Source organism: Okeania sp. SIO2C2 (assembly GCF_010692625.1).
In the GTDB taxonomy this organism is placed as follows: domain Bacteria; phylum Cyanobacteriota; class Cyanobacteriia; order Cyanobacteriales; family Microcoleaceae; genus Okeania; species Okeania hirsuta.
This window is the reverse complement of sequence record NZ_JAAHGM010000004.1, coordinates 110,763-128,013: the sequence shown is the minus strand read 5'-3', so window position 1 is coordinate 128,013 and position 17,251 is coordinate 110,763. Positions and strand designations below refer to the sequence as shown.

Here is a 17,251-nt window from a genome sequence, read left to right as displayed (position 1 = left end):
ATAAGTGTTTTACTCCAAATGTGACTCATCGTAGTTGACTAAGAGTCTACTAATATGGTTTAAAGACTTACCAAAGGCTAGGGAATCTTGAATAGGTTAACAGCAAACAGTTACTCAGGTATATGATGGCTTATGAACAAGTGGCCATCGAAAACCATCACGCGCTTTTCAAAATATATTAGTGGTCTTAAACAAACCTTTTAAAAATGTTAACTGATGACTGAACTCATAAGAGATGACCGATTAAACTATACAGGCTAATAAAATTTATGCACATAGAAAAGCAATCTAGTATTGATTCCGCAGAACTAAGTCGTAGGTCTGAAGAGCTGATTAGAGCTGCATCTAATCGTTATCGTGTTGTGGTACAAGTAGCTAATCGTGCCAAACGCCGTCGTTATGAAGATTTTGATAATATGGATGAACAATTAATGAAACCTGTTATCCGTGCTGTAGTCGAAATGTCCGACGAATTGATGCAGCCAGAAATAATTAGTGATGTAAGTAGTAGCATAGTATAGGTAAATATAATAGTAGTTATTTGATAATAGCCATGAGCAAGAAGCGGTGGCTCAAATATTTCAAGATTATTATTATCACAGTAGTGGTTTGCGCTAGTATCGAAGGGTTATGGACTTCTCTGGCGATTACAGCAAACCCTTCTACTCATTATCAGTTAGAAAAAGTTATAGACCAAGAAAATTTTAAAGACTCAATAAAACTTGTCCAACAGCGAGTTAGAGCTACAGAGGTTTGGCCATTTGTATATGAAAAAATACCAGATTTGCCATTAGAAAATAATTATATATCTCAAGAAACGGGTGAAGTAGATACTGAAGAAACTCTAGTGTCACGTTTAATTCGGTATCATCTATATGTGAAAGGTCGTCCTCCTAATTATCGGTTTGACTGGAAATTAACATTAGCAGATTACCTTGGGGCGAATGATTATCTACAATCATCGGTATATCCAGGAAAGAATACTTTAACTGAAAATCCAATGGAGGGCGATCGTGAAGCTATTCAAAGTTTAACTCGCTCTCAAAGAGAAACTTTAGTTAATAGATTAGTAAATATTTTTAGTGGCGATCCTAACCCTCCATCAATACCAGATGTATATCAGAGAGATAACTCTGGACGTTCAAATCCTAGAGCGCCAATTATTCCCCAACCGGGAGATGCAGATTTGCTGAGGCCATAAAAAATGGGACGAATAGTCAAAAGTGGAGCTGGTTGGCGGTTAGGGTTGAATCCTGAAGCAGAAAGATTTAAGGGTTTAGTTGCTGGTAATGAGTGGTCAATAGAACTAACAGAAGGAGAACTTGAGGATTTTTGCAGATTATTAGACCAGTTAAATAAAGCTATAAACCAGATGGCAGATGAGTTGATGGATGAAGAGAGAATAGTATGCGAAGCTGAAAGTGATTTGCTCTGGATGCAGGTAGAAGGGTTTCCAGAAAGTTATACTGTTCAGTTCATTTTAAATCAAGAGCGCAGAGCAGAAGGAAAATGGCCTGTACAAGCTGTGCCTGGTTTAGTCCAAGCAGCACAAATGTTGAAAATTTTTTAACTCACATAGCAGAAGGAAGAAGGAAGGGTTCAACAATTAATTATTAATTATTAATAATTAATAGTTACCTCTCTTTGAAAAAGGATAGGATTGACTAATAATGAAAATTTTTTCTTGTTTCTCCTTTAAAGGAGAGGCTTTAAACCTTAATCCCACATTCCGCACGTCAATTTGTAACATTAAAAGTAGTATACAATTTCTATTATTGGTAAATATTTATACTGTATAAATTACTTCTCAAAAGTCAAATTTACTGAATTATTGACTCCTATTGACCACTATAATGTTCTTCTTACTTCTTACTTCTTACTTCTTACTTCTTACTTTTGACTTTTGAATTTTGACTTATATTTTTATGCTACGTTTTGTCGTGCGGAATGTAGGTTAATTATTCGGTAAGGGGAAAGATAGAAAAATCTTGCGTTATCTGAGTTTTAGGCTTTTGATATGTCTGCGGCCTTTTCTTCGACTGCTATAACTATCATAAATGTATAAAAAATATCTTTCTCAAAATATAATAATTAATTGCAAAAGTGTAATATGATGTTATAGTAGATTAATGGTTGTCGGGGCGTAGCGCAGCTTGGTAGCGCACCACTTTGGGGTAGTGGGGGTCGTGGGTTCAAATCCCGCCGCTCCGATTTTAATTAATATTATAGAGAAGTCCAAAACTCTCCTATAAGTTATTTTAGGCCTTGGAAAGTCTGCTGTTGTATTCAACGCCCCTACCTATTCCCTACCCCCTCAGCAAAAAAATCATAGCTAAATTCACCAACGCCAGAAATTGTTATTTATTCAAAAAATCTTTTGTATAGCACTATGGAAATAGGTTAGCGCAATTATAAACACTCAAACTCAGCCAGGGATTAATTTGCGCCTTCTGACTTCTAACTTCTGAGTTCTGACTTACGCGTAACGCCATAATTGTCTACTCCGGATGGTAAATAATACTATCTGAATATTTATTTGATAGAATCTAATTCCATCTGTAACACTACAGATGGTTTTTTATGTGAAAGATATGGTGTTGAGGGTTATTTCAAGTAAAAAATTATACAAAGAATTGAAGATTTCCCGCATTTTCTGGTTTCTACTAGGACTTATATTAACTTTTTGGATTAGTTATCAACAGTTTGCAGGTAGTTTAGAAACACCTCAAGCTTTATTTGTACTTGGTGGGGCGATAGAGAGAGAAGTTTTTGCTGCAGAATTTGCTCGTCAACATCCGCAGCTAGATATTTGGGTGTCTTCTGGCACTAACCCAGAATATGCCGACTGGTTATTTTCTAGGAGTGGTATTTCGCAAACTCGCTTACATTTAGATTACGATGCCGTAGATACTGTAACTAATTTTACAACAATGGTAGATAAGTTAAAATCCCACGGTATCACAAGTGTTTATTTAGTTACTTCTGATGACCATATGCTTCGTGCCCAAGTTATCGGGGAAATTGTTTTGGGTAGTAGGGGCATTAATTTTAAGCCAATGCCTGTACCTTCTGGGCGATCGCCCGAACCCATTGAAAAAGTTATTAGAGATGGCATGAGAGCAATTTTATGGGTGACTACTGGTTATACTGGTGCAGGACTGGTAGCTCCATTATCTTCTTGAGTAGCATCAGATTCTTGTACCAAAACAAAAGGTTGTACTATCAAAGCATTAAATTTTTTACTATCATTACTATTCCAAATTGACAATTGTTCGGCTGAGGGCTTATAAATAAGTTCTCGGCTAATCCAGTCTTGCACAGAAGATGTATTATCAGAAGCGATCGCTACTCCCACATCTAATAAATCTAAATTTTTGCCTACAATTACTACAGCATCACGTTTTACATGGGGTACTAACCAATTCCATTCAGCTACATCCAAGTTTTCGGCCAATTGTTCTCTAATATCCTGCATTTGTTTTTTAACTAAATATTTTAACGTCCTAAATCGTGCATTTTGTTAATTATATCTGCACATTTTTGACTTATTAATTCTAGCTCTTGTTTCTTAGTTGACTCTGGAGGTGGTATAAGTTCTCCAATTCTGACAGTTATTGGTACAGAATTAGCTATCAAACCTTGACGTTTCATTGCATGAGTACCCCAGATAGAAACTGGTAATAATGGTACTTTTGCCTTTGCAGAAATTAAAGTCGCCCCCAATTTTGGTTCTGTAATTTTACCATCAGAAGTCCTAGTTCCTTGTAAAAATATACCTACTGCCCACCCCTGTTCTAAACTATTGAGTGCTGAACGAATAGCACTCCGGTCTGCCGATCCTCTTTTCACTGGATATGCTCCGTATAATGTAATAATCTGCTTCAAAATGGGTACTTCAAATAATTCCTCTTTTGCCATATAAGCAACAGGTCTTTTCATACAAACAGAAACTATTGGAGGGTCTAAGTCGCTGGCATGATTACTAACTACGACAAATGGCCCTTGTTGTGGAACATTTTCTGTACCATAAATATTATTGCGAAAATAAAACTTAAGTATAGGAACTATTACTGACCATTTTAATAAGCGATAAAGAATTAAATTCTCGACTGGTTCACGATTTCTAGCCACAAGATATGACCTTGATTTTAGGTTAAGTTAGTTCATCATCATAACCTATAGCAGGGAACAGGGAACAGGCAACAGGGAACAGGGAACAGGGAACAGGCAACAGGTAACAGTGGGAAAATAATTTCTCTGTCTTAATATTCATCATCAACATAAGTCAAACACCAACTCGTTCCTTGCTATATCAGTTTTTTGCTGCAGAAGGTTAAGCATTTCCTGCGGAATGCTGCGCAAACAGCTTTCAGCTTGCCTCATAAGGTTGGAACTACGTTATCTTTTCTTTTGCGAGTTTAATACCCCCATCGTCACTTGCGGTGCTTAAAATTGTTTGGGGGTATAAGAAACGGAGTGGCGTGTCAAGACTATCCATCAGCAATTTTCCCTTCTGCCTTTTGCCTTCTTCAATCTAAAGGTATAAAATCTGCCTGTTGTACAAGTTGTTGACCTTTGGTTGATCAAGCTAATTCTAGAAAATTTTTTACTGCTAAACTTGTTTGATTTGGTACTGCTAAAAATACACTACGATTCAGAGGATAATTGTCATTATTAGGAGTAGTTTGATCTACAGGTGAAATGTCGTTTATTGGCATGATTCTAACGGTGGTTTGATTTTTTGCCTGAGCTACTGTGGTATAGCTAATTCCATTATTGTTCAATTCTCGTAAAATTGGAGTTGTGACATCTCTTTGATATGTAATAAAGTTTGAACTATCTGGAAGAAAAGATTCTCCTAATAAGACAACATCTTGAAAGAAATTGTAGGTGCCACTTTTGGGAGAACGGTTGATAACTTTTATCGGCAAATCATCACCACCAACTTCTGACCAATTGATTATTTTTCCTTGATAAATATCTTTTAGTTTATCTAATGTTAAGCTTCCTTTGTAGGGATTATTAATTCCGACGACTACTGCTAAAGCATCTTGAGCAATAGGAATTAATTTAATGTTTCCTTGAAGGCTCTCTTCTGGTAGTAAAGTACGAGATATTGCTGCTATTTGTGCTTTATTTTCTAGTAAATTTTTGATACCTTGATTAGAGCCATTTGGTCTACCTTCAGGTACTCCATAAGTTATTGGAATATTAGGATATTTTTGTTCATAAGCATTTTCTATCAGCTTGATTAATTTAACCATCGTTACACTACCATCCATTGCTAATATATTGGGATTTGGTAGAGATGTATCTAGATTAGAGACTATTTGATTAGCTGCTTTAGCAATGTTTAATTTTGCTGATGGATTATTAACAACATTTTTATTAGTATCTGGTTGATTTTGATTTAATAAAAACCAGTATCCTCCTCCAACTAGTAGGAAAAATAATAGTATAAAAACAATTGCTGGCGGTGTGTTATTTTTAGCCATGATTGTTTAGCTTGGTTTGATAGTGATACTAAGTACAATTTGGATAGGATTATTGATGAAGTCATAGATCGCCAATACCTACCTATAAATTTTTGTGCCTTTTGTTTCTGTTCTATAATTTTAGTCTGAATAAGTAGGATTAGGCGATTTCGGAGAGATTCTTTTGCTTACTTAGGAATAAGTATTTTATTACTGACATAATTTAGACAGAATAATACCAATTTTAGATGAGTCTACACACAATTAGGTGTCAGGTGTTATATCAATTTTATGTGAGACTGCACAGAATTATGAAATTTATTAACTTGTCTGTCTCGATCTACAGTTAACCCCGATCAAAATATTATTCTATTTTGGAAAAAAATTTTACGAATAATCAGGGCAGTTAAAAGACACGTGCAAGAGATTTCCCTTGAATTAACAAAGATAAATTCCGACCTAATAAATGGTATCAAAGCTATTCATTTTGATTCGGCAACTCCTAAGAAAGAACCTAGTTATTTGTAGCAAATATTTATCAAATTGGTATTATCGGGAAAATCAGATAAACAGCAAATAGATATTTTTTTATAGGTATAGTCATTCTGAATAAGACTGGAACACTTTTTTAGCTGAAACTCTTTCAAGGTAAGAAACTCTTGTCTCAATCTTAACTAGAATGACTATAAGTAAGATTAAAGGTAAAATACACTGCACTAAGTAAATTTTCCAAAATTATTTGACTTCCATAAGTCGCAAAATAATAGACTCTCCTATCTCCTTCCTGACTCCTAGTCTCAAAATTAATTTGATTTATGACTAGGTATTTATCAGTAATCCAAGTAGGATATAACCTAATAATTTATAGTTATAGACATCCTAAATCCTTCCTGATAATTTGATTTATTGCTTCGGTGTTTTCCATTGCCTCTTCCCTATTTCCTAACAGTTGAGGATATCTCACAAGTCAAATAGGATTGTTATATAGAAATCCCAAATGATATGTAAAAAATCTAAGGATATATAAAAACTCTGAAACTTTTCCCCCTATTCTCCAGATCCGGTCTTCCCTAAATTCAAAGATATTTTTACCCGCAATTCAAATAATATTTTTATATTAGTCTGAAAATTCATAGGGTTTGACGATTCTCATTGCTATCCAAAAAGCCTAATTTTTTTTACTTATGATCAATTCAAAAATAATATCAGACTATCTACCTAAATTTTTGACTAGAAATAATCAAAAAATCAAGGCTATTCTTTAGCTTTTAACTTTTAACTTTTAACTTTTAACTTTCAACTTAAACTTTAATATCCTTTAAACTACTTACATTTGCTAATTTAAAATCTGGGCAAGTTCGTTTAATTATACCTGTGAGAACTTTCCCCGGACCAATTTCTATGACTTTTTCTACTTCTTCTTTTTGCATCTGTAAAGATGTTTCGCGCCACCGCACGCCATTTGTCATTTGTCGAGCGAGACGTTTTTTTATAGTAGCTGCATCTGTAGTGGAAATTGGCTCAAAATTGGAAATTATGGGAATTTTTGCATCAGCAAATTTTACTGATTCTAATACTTGTTGAAATTCTATAGATGCCGACTCCATTAAGTGAGAATGAAACGCCCCAGAAACATTTAACTTCACTACACGTTTAACCTTAATTTTACTGAGTAAAGTTTCGACTGCTTCTGGTGTACCAGATATTACAACTTGAGCTGAATTATTATCATTTGCTAGAACAACATCTGCGGTTTGCTGAAGTTCTTTTTCAAGCTTTTCTCGATCGAATCCCATTAAAGCTGCCATCTGTCCATCTGTGGCATTATTCATAAATTCGGCACGTTTTTTAACTAATTTTAGTCCTGTCTCAAAATCAAATACCCCAGCAACGTAGAGAGCAACATATTCTCCTAAACTATGACCTGCAACAATATCTGGTTGAAAAGAATTAGCAAACATTTCATCTGCTAATAAGCTTTCTACTACATATAAACAGGGTTGAGTATAAAGAGTTTGAGATAATTTTTCTTTTTGGGTTTCACAAATTTCTGTTATAGACCAACCTAAAATTTCGTTAGCTTGCTTAAATTTTGCTTTAGCAGCAGGCAAGTCTAATAAATCTATTCCCATACCAATTTTTTGAGAACCTTGCCCTGGAAAAACCCATGCTGTTTTTGTCATTTTAATATGATAATTTTGACTATAATTTATTTTTAAAAGTTGTCATACCATTTCTCTGTAACAATGCGCTTAATAATTCTTACCAAAACCTGAATTTTACTAATAGCTGTTATCTTTTATTAAGCGCAACTTCATGGAGAAATGGTATCAGCTATTTAGCCCTGAAAATATATAGTAGTCGAAGGAAAGGTTATACCAATTTGATAAATGTTTATTACATAAGGTAGGGACGTTGTATGCAACGTCCCTACAAAAGAAGGAAGAGGGAAGAAGGAATAAGGGGTAAATATTGAAAAAAAGGGAAAAAACATAGATATAACTATCTCAAATGAACTGGAGCAGCTATTTTTAAGCATATCCGATCAATATCTACTTTTTTGTAGCATTCTTTTTTCAAATTGGTATTAGGACAGTTAAAAAGTTTAAAACTCAGAAAACGTAAGACTTTTCCTTCTTTCTTATTTCTTCTTTCTTATTCCTTTTTTCTTCTGCTATATATCCCAATTTTTTGTAAAAGGAAATAGAGAGTATAAAATCATCAATGCGTTTTAGCTTAAATTACATTAGACATAGGCATAATAATAAAAAATCAAAGTAAGCATTCAGCTATTAGCTCTCAGCTCTCAGCTCTCATGAGGGGATTTTAATTACTATAGACTGTTTTAGCGAGCTTTTATAGTTAAGTATAAATTCTGCCTCAATTAGTAAAGCTTTTATCTAAAACTAAAAACAATAGCTGATAGCTGATAGCTGACGGCTGTTTGCGTAGCAGTCCGCAGGAAATGCTTACAAATCCAATTAATTATCGCACATAAATAATCAATTATTTCCCCCTACTACCTACTCCCTCTTTTGGTGGAGATATCTATTTTAATTTCTACTCAATTACCGAAAAATTGTGCTTGAAAGCCTCCTCTTTTAAGAGGATAAAAGCGGTCGATCTTCGGAGCTTCCCGTAGAGTGAGATGGCACTATTTAGAGTTGATCTGTTACTCTTCGGGTTTCCTCGCCATATCCAATCGACCAAGAGAAGAAAAATTTTCCTTTGAGTCAATCAATTCCGTTTTAAAGGAGAGGTAATTGTTAATTATTAATTATTAATTATTGAAATGCCCCATTCAAAAATTGCTGCTCCCCAAGTTAACCCTGCTCCAAAACCAGAGGCAGCAATAATATCTCCCGGTTTAACTTTACCCTCCCTAACAGCTTCATCTAAAGCTATAGGTATAGAAGCGGCAGAAGTATTGCCATAATTTTTGAGATTACTAATAACTTTTTCTGAGGGAATTTTAAGTCTACTAGCAACAGAATCAAGAATTCTTTGGTTAGCCTGATGTAATAATAACCAGTCAATTTTTTCAGTACTCATATTAGCTTTAAATAAAGCTTTTTCTATCACTTCCGGAACTTTTTGAACCGCAAAACGATAGACTTCTTTCCCATTCATAGTGATTGGTTGATAAGTACCTTGACTAACAGTTACTCCCTCAATTATTTGTTTTGCTTGTGGTTGATAAGAAAGATTTAAACAATTATTTTGACTACCATCACTGCGAAGTTCAAACCCAAATAGTCGGTCTTGTTCTGAAGCTTGCAAAATCACAGCACCAGCACCATCTCCAAATAACACACAAGTGGTTCTATCTCCCCAGTCTACCCATCGGGATAAAACATCTGCCCCAATCAGCAAAACATTCTGATACACTCCTGTACGGATAAATTGTCCTCCTGTTACCAGACCAAATAAAAATCCAGAACAAGCAGCAGTCAGATCGAAGGCCACTGCTTTCTGGGCACCCAATTCTGCTTGAATTTGACTGGCAGTGCCAAACAAATCATCTGGAGTAGATGTGGCCAAAATTATCAAGTCAATATCTGCAGGAGTAATGTTCGCTTGGGCGATCGCTACTAGAGATGCTTTAGTCGCGAGGGTACATAATGATTCTGTTGTATCTGCCAGTCGTCGATTACCAATCCCTGTACGAGTGCCGATCCATTCGTCAGAAGTCTCTACTATTTGGGATAACTCTTGGTTACTTAAGGAGACTTTTGGCGTAGCTGAACCGCTTCCTGTAATGGCAATACCGATATTTGTCATCTGTCAGTTTTTAAGCTCTTATTGGTTTGATCGTTACTAATGAGCGAATAATTAAAGTTTAAAGCCTCTCCTTTAAAGGGGAAAAGCTCTCGTTAGCGGAGCTTCCCGTAGAGTGGGATGGCGTTAGCGAAGCGGGTCTGCAAGAACGGGTCTCTTCGCCATATCCAATGGACTAAGAGAAAAGAAAAAATTTTCCTTTGAGTCAATCCTATGTTTTCAAGGAGAGGTAATTGTTAATTATTAATTATTAATTGTTGAATGGTTAGTATAAACCATTCTTAAATGCTATTTACTCTTAGATTTCACTTGTTTCAAATTTTGCGATTTTTTGACTTATTTGAAATTTATGATTGATTCTATCTACTAAATTTTTTTGTTCAATAATTTGGGTAGCTTCTAATTACAGTGAATCAGTCTAAAATATCTAGAAAAATCACTGATTGCTAACTATTGATTTGTGATTTTCTGGTACATAGTTAGAATTAATTCGTTCAATTACTCTGTTCTCCACTGCATCTCTTGCTGAACGAATAGCATTAGATATAGCGATAGCTTTAGAAGAACCATGACTAATAATACAAATTCCTCCTACTCCTAATAGTAATCCACCTCCATGTTCTACATGATCTATTCTTTGCTTCATTCGTTTTAAATTAGGTCGTAATATTGCAGTACCTACTTTCCCACTCAGACCTGGCGTTAATTCTTCTTTCATCATTTGCAATACAGCATCACCCACTGCCTCAGCAAATTTTAATAAAACATTTCCGGCAAAGCCATCACAAACTATCACATCAAAACTGCCAGATAAAACATCCCGACCTTCTGCATTACCAATAAACTTAATTTGATTATTTTCTTCCAGTATTTGATGAGTCCTTACTGCTAAATCATTTCCTTTTGATGGTTCTTCCCCAATATTTAGTAGTCCCACTTTTGGTTCTGGAGTCCCCAGGACATATTCGCTATAAATTGTCCCCATAACAGCAAACTGTTCTAAGAATTTAGGACGGCAGTCTACATTCGCCCCAACATCAAGAATCAAGACTGGTTTTTTGGGAACCATAGTTGGCAAAACTGCCCCAATTGCAGGGCGATCGATTCCTGTTAGTCGTCCCAAACGTAGTAAGGCTGAGGCCATTGCTGCTCCTGAATGACCTGCAGATACCACAGCATCAGCCTCTTTTTGCTTGACTAAGTTCATCGCCACATTAATTGATGCTTTGGACTTACGTCTAATAGCAGTCAAAGGTTCTTCGTGCATTTCCACAATTTCCTCGGCGGGGACTATTTCTGGCAGAGGTTGATTTGACTTGTGATTAATACAGGCTTTTATTTGTTGAGGGTCCCCAACTAACAATACTTTTACACCATGAGTTTCTTGTGCTTGTATTGCTCCCTCAACAATTTGTGATGGGGCGTAGTCCCCACCCATAGCGTCGATTGCGATTCGTGTAGGTGTTATTCCCATTGATCCAAGTTAGAGAAACCTTCAAGATTTTATCAGTTAATCGATCTTTATTTACTTTTGAATGAATGACTTTTGAAAAATTACTCTCTCGGACATTAATTCAATTTATAAAAGCAAAAAAAATTCTATAAACACACAAAATATACAGCTTTCCGAGTCTATTGACAGAAGTCTTGATTACTGAGAATTTTTGACTTAATAATTATCAATTTATTTGATTGGCTGCCTCTTGCAATTTTTCGACTATTTTTTTATTTTTTTGGCTACGGCTACCATATAACCTAGCACTAAAAACTTTGATTATTTCCAAGATATCTGTACCCAAATCTTCTTCTTCTGTGGATTCAGACAAGTGATTAATAATCACAATTTCTGTGCCAAAAATCTCACAAATTGTAAAGATTAGTTCCGAACCAAATCTTACTAAACGGTCTTTATTTGTTAAAACTAAACGCTCTACTTTTTCTGAGCAGATCATTTTTATTAATCTTACTAACCCCCGTTTTCTATAGTTTATTCCGGAACCTAAATCTCGGATAATTTCTACTAGCCAACCCTGATTATTACAGTAGGCTTCTAGTACCATAATTTGTCTATCTAAATCGGCTGTTCGCTCAGAATTGGAAATGCAGGCATAACCAATAGTTTTACGTTCTCCAGCTCTTAGTCCAAGAAGAGTGGTAACATCATATCGGCGATGTCCATTTTTAGTTCTTTCTGATTGGATTTTGCCTTCACGTTCCCACCTTCTTAGAGTACTTTCTGCTACTCCAAGTAGTTCTGCGGCTTTCCCTATAGAAATTTTGCTCATTTTCAGAACTTAGGATATTTAATAAACAATTTTAGCAAATAATTTAGTAAAATTTTGTAAACCTTTAATCTTTTATTTTATCAGTAATTTAAGTAAAAAATAATACTTTCAATTTTCTGCCTCCTCAGTAGAAGTCTTCAAATTCATAATTGCCAGATTTTTGATGTCTTACTGTTGCGTATGTGAAAACAGAAATGAATAAATTTTCTATTTTTGATTCAATAATTAGCCAATCTCCAGAGCAATAAATTTTCTGCCTCCTCAGTAGAAGTCTTCAAATTCATAATTGCCAGATGTTTGATGTCTTACTGTTGCGTATGTGAAAACAGAAATGAATAAATTTTCTATTTTTGATTCAATAATTAGCCAATCTCCAGAGCAATAAATTTTCTACCTCCTCAGTAAGAGTATTCAAATTCATAATTTCCAGATGTTTGATGTCTTACTGTTGCGTATGCGAAAATAGTAATGAATAAATTTTCTATTTTTGATTCAATAATTAGCCAATCTCCAGAGCAATAAATTTTCTGCCTCCTCAGTAGAAGTCTTCAAATTCATTATTGGCAGGTGTTTGATGTCTTACTGTTGCGTATGCGAAAATAGTAATGAATAAATTTTCTATTTTTGATTCAATAATTAGCCAATCTCCAGAGCAATAAATTTTCTACCTCCTCAGTAAGAGTATTCAAATTAATGGTTGGCAAAGGTTTGATACCTTACTATTGCGTATGTCAGAACAGTAATGAATGAATTTTCTGTTTTTGATTCAATAATTAGCCAATCTCCAGAGCAATAAATTTTCTGCCTCCTCAGTAGAAGTCTTCAAATTCATTATTGGCAGGTGTTTGATGTCTTACTGTTGCGTATGCGAAAATAGTAATGAATAAATTTTCTATTTTTGATTCAATAATTAGCCAATCTCCAGAGCAATCAATTTTCTGCCTCCTCAGTAGAAGTCTTCAAATTCATAATTTCCAGATGTTTGATGTCTTACTATTGCGTATGGCAAAACAGTAATAAATAAATTTTCTTTTTTTGATTCAATAATTAGCCAAGCTTCTGAACAATCAATTTTCTGCCTCCTCAGTAGGAAACTCCAAGTTAATCATTGCCAGGTGTTTGATGTCTTACTATTGCGTATGACAAAACAGTAATAAATAAATTTTCCTTTTTTGATTAAAGAATTAGACAAGCTCCTGAACAATCAATTTTCTGCCTCCTCAGTAGAAGTCTTCAAATTCATAATTGCCAGATGTTTGATGTCTTACTATTGCGTATGGCAAAACAGTAATAAATAAATTTTCTTTTTTTGATTCAATAATTAGCCAAGCTTCTGAACAATCAATTTTCTGCCTCCTCAGTAGGAAACTCCAAGTTAATCATTGCCAGGTGTTTGATGTCTTACTATTGCGTATGACAAAACAGTAATAAATAAATTTTCCTTTTTTGATTAAAGAATTAGACAAGCTCCTGAACAATCAATTTTCTGCTTTCTATCCCCTAAAAACATAATCTTTGTATGATGAAGTGCGGAATGTAGGATATATATGATTGAAGTCCACTATGATATAGCAAGGAAAAAGTTAGTTAGGACAGAGATTGATGATGAACCAGAGACAGAGAAAAGCTTTTACCACTGTTCCCTGTTCCCTGTTCCCTGTTCCCTGCTATAGAAAAACTTGAAAAAAATTGAATTGATTTATGTGGGATTTGTTCAGCTATGGAATTATATCTCTGTGGCTAGAAATGGCAGGCATACAAACTATTGGGCAAAATACTTTAACAGTAATGAAATGGCAAACAGGTTTACCTCAATTAATTTCACCTGAAAATTCCGATCAAATATTAACTATAGAAGTAGATGAATACTTGAAAGGTTTAGACGCCAAGAGATTACTAACTTCCGATGCTCAGGGTATATGGATACAGTCAGAATTCAAACTTTTGCATAGTCACGAAGGTACAGTTCCCATGCCTGGTGCTTCCTTAACAAAAATCGCCACATCCTTAGCCGCACTAGAAACTTGGGGACCTCAACATCAATTTGCAACCTCCATCAGCACCACAGGCCCAATTACAAATGGAATATTGCGAGGAGATTTAGTCATTACTGGCGGTAATGACCCATATTTTGTCTGGGAAGAAGCGATCGCCCTCGGGAACACCATCCAAAAACTGGGAATTAATCAAGTCACAGGTAATTTGATTGTAGTGGGTGATTTCTGGATGAACCATCAGACTGACCCTATAGTTGCAGGCCAATTATTGAGAGAAGGTATCAATTCAGCCACTTGGTCTAATAGTGTGAGAAATATCTACAACCGAATGCCACCAGGAACACCTCTGCCAAAAGTGGCGATCGCTGGTTCTGTAATATCCCAAAAATCTGTATCTACAGAAATTCCAATTATTCGACACAAGTCTTTGCCACTTATCTATATCCTCAAAACTATGAATGTAGAAAGTAATAATAAGTTGGCTGAAATAATAGCTAGTAATTTGGGTGGAGCAAAAGTTGTTCAACAAAAAGCTGCCTGGACTGCGGGAGTGCCTCAAGCAGAAATTCAATTAATTAATGGTTCTGGGTTGGGGGTGGAAAATAAAATTTCTCCAAGAGCGGTAAGTGCAATGTTAATTGCTATTCAAAGGTATCTTCAAACTTCTGAGTGGGTTATTGCTGACTTGTTTCCGGTATCTGGTTATGACCGAGGAACTTTAGTAGACCAGTCTAGGAGTATTCCCCAGGGTTCGGCGGTGAAAACTGGTACTCTCAATGATGTGATTGCTTTAGCTGGAGTTATTCCTACCCGCGAACAGGGTTTGGTTTGGTTTACGATGATTAACCGCAGTCCCTACTGGGAGGCAACACGGGTGGAGCAGGATAAATTTTTACAGCAATTGGTAAGTCTTTGGGGAGTTACTGAAGTACCTGCTGTGATTACTCCTCAGATTAATGGTAATAGGTTGGGTTTGGGAGCTAGCGATCGAAATCTGATTTTGGGACAACAAAATTAAGGTGTTGCTGAATAAATTTATGATTTCACAGGAGTTAGTATTGCATCCGATAGGAAAAAGCCTAGCTCCTCCGGAGGAGACTAACTGATAACTGAAATTACCTTCAGCTACTTACCATTACATTTAAGCAATGTTGCCAGACAAGGATTTGGCCACGAATACACGGATGATTAATCTGCATCCTGTGAAGCTCCAAAAAAACGGCAAGGTATTTCTCCTTGCATCGCCAAAAAAATCATGATACAATTTTATTAGTGGGTGTTGTTCGCCCGCACGCATGACTTTTTATTCAACTAAAAAACAGCATATCGTCACTGAATACATATATATAGAGATACTCACACTATCAAAGCACCAGAAAAATTATCATCTTGTGAAGCACTTTGCTGGAAAAGTAACGATTGGAAAATGTTTCACCCCATCAACAGTATCAATATTATTCATGTAGAAGCGATCGCTATATTCACAAACCCAGAAACTATCATTTTGTGAAGCTAAAAAAAACGGCAAGGTATTTCCCCTTGCATCGCCAAAAAAATCATGATACTATTTTATTATTGGGTGTTGCTCGCCCATGTACATGACTTTTTGTTCAACAAAAAAAACAGCACATTGTCACTGAATATATAGAGATACTCACATCATCAAAGCACCAGAAAAATTATCATCCTGTGAAGCACTCAAATAAAGAACTAACGGCCGGAAAAATTTTCACCCCATCAAAAGATCGATATTACATATTCACAAATCCAGAAATTATCATTTTGTGGAGATCAAAAAAAAAGGGAAAAGCCTTGCATCGCCAAAAAAATCATGATAAGATTGTACTATTGGGTGTTGTTCGCCCGCACGCATGACTTTTTATTCAACTAAAGATGGTGTGAAAACTTACCACTAATTGAATTTCATACATCAAATCAGCAATACCATAATTAAGGGTAATTTTTTTTCATCACTTTAGAAAAACGTGCCGATCGAAAGAGAAAATATTCTAGTCATCTGGATTAACTGCCGAAAATAAAGCAGAATAATCCACATCTGACAATCCTAGTTCAATAGTTTTCTCCAAAACTTTACGCACTCCTTCTTGAATACTCACATCAAGTCCTACTGATTCTGCCGCATTAATAAATATGTTCGTATCCTTCAATAAATGTTTAGCTGGAAAATTAGGATTTTCATAATTTCTGTCTAACATTCGTTGTAATTTTTTATCAAATGTTGGAGCATATAAAGCGCTGTCCCGAACAATTTGCATAAACAAATCTACGTCTATTCCTTCCCGAACTATCAACCCTAAACTCAGAGCAAAAGCAGTTGTTAAAGAACCAATTAATTGATTCATTGCCAACTTAATTGCAGCACCACTACCTACCGCACCAATATGTAATGGTTCGGGACTAAATATCTTTAATAAACCACACCATTTTTCATATTGTTCTGGGGAAGCTCCCACCATCACAATTAAACTACCAGATTTTACTTGAGGAATACTGCCTAAAACAGGAGCTTCTAAATATTCACCGCCACAAGCAACAACTTCATCTCTAATTTGTTTACTTTCAGTAGGAGAAATAGTTCCCATTTGAATTACTGTTCGACCCGATAATTCCGCTTTTGAACTATCAGATAAAAGTACATCTTTAATAGCCGTATAATTTGTCAACATCAAAATCAAACATTCAGAATTTTGAATAGCTTCAGCCGGAGAATTAGCAATTTTAGCACCTGCATTTTCTAAAGGTTCTAATTTTGATTGAGTACGATTATAAGCAGTTACAATATGATTAGCTTCTAACAATTTTTGAGCCATTGGCAGACCCATTAAACCCGTTCCGTTCCTAAAAATCCAATTTTCATTAGTCATTTCCTCTAGATTTTCATATTTTGATACCATGATTTTTGATATTTGTCAAAAAATATAGCATTTAACAAACTAATTCAAAGCAATGATTTCTAGAAATATTGTGCTAAACTTGCTCAGACAATGGGCTATAATAATATGAAAATTTGTCTGAAATTTAAAGGCTAAAATATTTAGTTGTTTGATGAGTAATTTGTAATTTATCGGTAATCCAAAATAACTTACTTTTAGGGTAAATCAGTTAGTAAATAGTATTTATCAACGGCAAAAATATTATTTGCTAGAGCCTATTTATTCTTATTTATGTCCCAATCTAAAACTACCAATCAATGATA

Annotated in this window: 14 protein-coding genes and 1 tRNA gene; 6 read left to right on the top strand and 9 right to left on the bottom strand. The window is 35.1% G+C overall.

Annotated features, from left to right (window positions below; translation table 11 throughout):
* Positions 1–275 precede the first annotated feature (275 nt).
* The 5 genes from F6K18_RS04135 to F6K18_RS04115 all read left to right on the top strand — a co-directional run bounded on the left by F6K18_RS04135 (position 276) and on the right by F6K18_RS04115 (position 3,182).
* Positions 276–521, top strand: a complete 246-nt coding sequence (locus tag F6K18_RS04135; RefSeq protein WP_124143348.1) for a DNA-directed RNA polymerase subunit omega — start codon at positions 276–278, stop codon at positions 519–521.
* Positions 522–553: 32 nt separating this feature from the next.
* Positions 554–1,201, top strand: coding sequence for a hypothetical protein (locus F6K18_RS04130; RefSeq protein WP_287518904.1), 648 nt, complete (start codon positions 554–556; stop codon positions 1,199–1,201).
* Positions 1,202–1,204: 3 nt separating this feature from the next.
* Positions 1,205–1,570 (top strand): DUF1818 family protein, encoded by a 366-nt coding sequence (locus F6K18_RS04125; RefSeq protein WP_287518902.1) that lies wholly within the window; start codon positions 1,205–1,207, stop codon positions 1,568–1,570.
* Between the two features lie 567 nt (positions 1,571–2,137).
* Positions 2,138–2,211, top strand: a tRNA-Pro gene (locus F6K18_RS04120).
* Positions 2,212–2,591: 380 nt separating this feature from the next.
* Positions 2,592–3,182 (top strand): YdcF family protein, encoded by a 591-nt coding sequence (locus tag F6K18_RS04115; protein WP_287519107.1) that lies wholly within the window; start codon positions 2,592–2,594, stop codon positions 3,180–3,182.
* Here the strand turns inward: F6K18_RS04115 and F6K18_RS04110 are convergent.
* The 7 genes from F6K18_RS04110 to F6K18_RS04080 form a co-directional block, all read right to left on the bottom strand.
* Positions 3,143–3,475: a DUF2288 domain-containing protein gene (locus F6K18_RS04110; RefSeq protein WP_287518899.1), complete on the bottom strand. Its 333-nt coding sequence runs from the start codon at positions 3,473–3,475 to the stop codon at positions 3,143–3,145. The two genes, F6K18_RS04115 and F6K18_RS04110, sit on opposite strands and share 40 nt — an antisense overlap.
* A 20-nt stretch (positions 3,476–3,495) precedes the next feature.
* Positions 3,496–4,131, bottom strand: coding sequence for a lysophospholipid acyltransferase family protein (locus F6K18_RS04105; RefSeq protein ID WP_287518896.1), 636 nt, complete (start codon positions 4,129–4,131; stop codon positions 3,496–3,498).
* Between the two features lie 452 nt (positions 4,132–4,583).
* The gene (locus tag F6K18_RS04100; RefSeq protein ID WP_287518894.1) at positions 4,584–5,495 is read right to left on the bottom strand and encodes a substrate-binding domain-containing protein; all 912 of its coding nucleotides are present in this window, start codon (positions 5,493–5,495) and stop codon (positions 4,584–4,586) included.
* A gap of 1,280 nt (positions 5,496–6,775) precedes the next feature.
* The gene (gene fabD, locus F6K18_RS04095) at positions 6,776–7,657 is read right to left on the bottom strand and encodes an ACP S-malonyltransferase (protein WP_287518891.1); all 882 of its coding nucleotides are present in this window, start codon (positions 7,655–7,657) and stop codon (positions 6,776–6,778) included.
* Between the two features lie 1,090 nt (positions 7,658–8,747).
* Entirely contained in the window at positions 8,748–9,755 is a 1,008-nt protein-coding gene (locus F6K18_RS04090; protein ID WP_287518888.1) for a beta-ketoacyl-ACP synthase III, read from the bottom strand.
* A 433-nt stretch (positions 9,756–10,188) separates the two neighbouring features.
* Complete coding sequence (gene plsX, locus F6K18_RS04085; protein WP_287518886.1) at positions 10,189–11,226, bottom strand: phosphate acyltransferase PlsX; 1,038 nt, start codon at positions 11,224–11,226, stop codon at positions 10,189–10,191.
* A gap of 205 nt (positions 11,227–11,431) precedes the next feature.
* A complete protein-coding gene (locus tag F6K18_RS04080) occupies positions 11,432–12,037 on the bottom strand; it encodes an IS607 family transposase (RefSeq protein WP_287518883.1) in 606 nt (201 codons plus the stop codon).
* Positions 12,038–13,738: 1,701 nt separating this feature from the next.
* Here F6K18_RS04080 and F6K18_RS04075 point away from each other — a divergent pair.
* Positions 13,739–15,052: a D-alanyl-D-alanine carboxypeptidase gene (locus tag F6K18_RS04075; RefSeq protein ID WP_287518880.1), complete on the top strand. Its 1,314-nt coding sequence runs from the start codon at positions 13,739–13,741 to the stop codon at positions 15,050–15,052.
* 366 nt (positions 15,053–15,418) lie between these two features.
* On the opposite strand, the gene F6K18_RS04070 is transcribed toward F6K18_RS04075, so the two are convergent.
* Both F6K18_RS04070 and F6K18_RS04065 read right to left on the bottom strand, forming a co-directional pair.
* On the bottom strand, positions 15,419–15,562 hold the full coding sequence (locus tag F6K18_RS04070; RefSeq protein ID WP_287518878.1) for a hypothetical protein: 144 nt from the start codon (positions 15,560–15,562) through the stop codon (positions 15,419–15,421).
* A 481-nt stretch (positions 15,563–16,043) separates the two neighbouring features.
* Positions 16,044–16,949 (bottom strand): NAD(P)-dependent oxidoreductase, encoded by a 906-nt coding sequence (locus F6K18_RS04065; RefSeq protein WP_353735010.1) that lies wholly within the window; start codon positions 16,947–16,949, stop codon positions 16,044–16,046.
* Positions 16,950–17,251 lie beyond the last annotated feature (302 nt).

Coding starts and splice junctions, on each gene's coding strand:
- F6K18_RS04075 (WP_287518880.1), top strand. CDS start 13,739: ATGTGGGATTTGTTCAGCTATGGAATTATATCTCTGTGGCTAGAAATG.
- F6K18_RS04080 (WP_287518883.1), bottom strand. CDS start 12,037: ATGAGCAAAATTTCTATAGGGAAAGCCGCAGAACTACTTGGAGTAGCA.
- plsX (WP_287518886.1), bottom strand. CDS start 11,226: ATGGGAATAACACCTACACGAATCGCAATCGACGCTATGGGTGGGGAC.
- F6K18_RS04090 (WP_287518888.1), bottom strand. CDS start 9,755: ATGACAAATATCGGTATTGCCATTACAGGAAGCGGTTCAGCTACGCCA.
- F6K18_RS04110 (WP_287518899.1), bottom strand. CDS start 3,475: ATGCAGGATATTAGAGAACAATTGGCCGAAAACTTGGATGTAGCTGAA.
- F6K18_RS04100 (WP_287518894.1), bottom strand. CDS start 5,495: ATGGCTAAAAATAACACACCGCCAGCAATTGTTTTTATACTATTATTT.
- fabD (WP_287518891.1), bottom strand. CDS start 7,657: ATGACAAAAACAGCATGGGTTTTTCCAGGGCAAGGTTCTCAAAAAATT.
- F6K18_RS04130 (WP_287518904.1), top strand. CDS start 554: ATGAGCAAGAAGCGGTGGCTCAAATATTTCAAGATTATTATTATCACA.
- F6K18_RS04065 (WP_353735010.1), bottom strand. CDS start 16,949: ATGGTATCAAAATATGAAAATCTAGAGGAAATGACTAATGAAAATTGG.
- F6K18_RS04115 (WP_287519107.1), top strand. CDS start 2,592: ATGGTGTTGAGGGTTATTTCAAGTAAAAAATTATACAAAGAATTGAAG.
- F6K18_RS04125 (WP_287518902.1), top strand. CDS start 1,205: ATGGGACGAATAGTCAAAAGTGGAGCTGGTTGGCGGTTAGGGTTGAAT.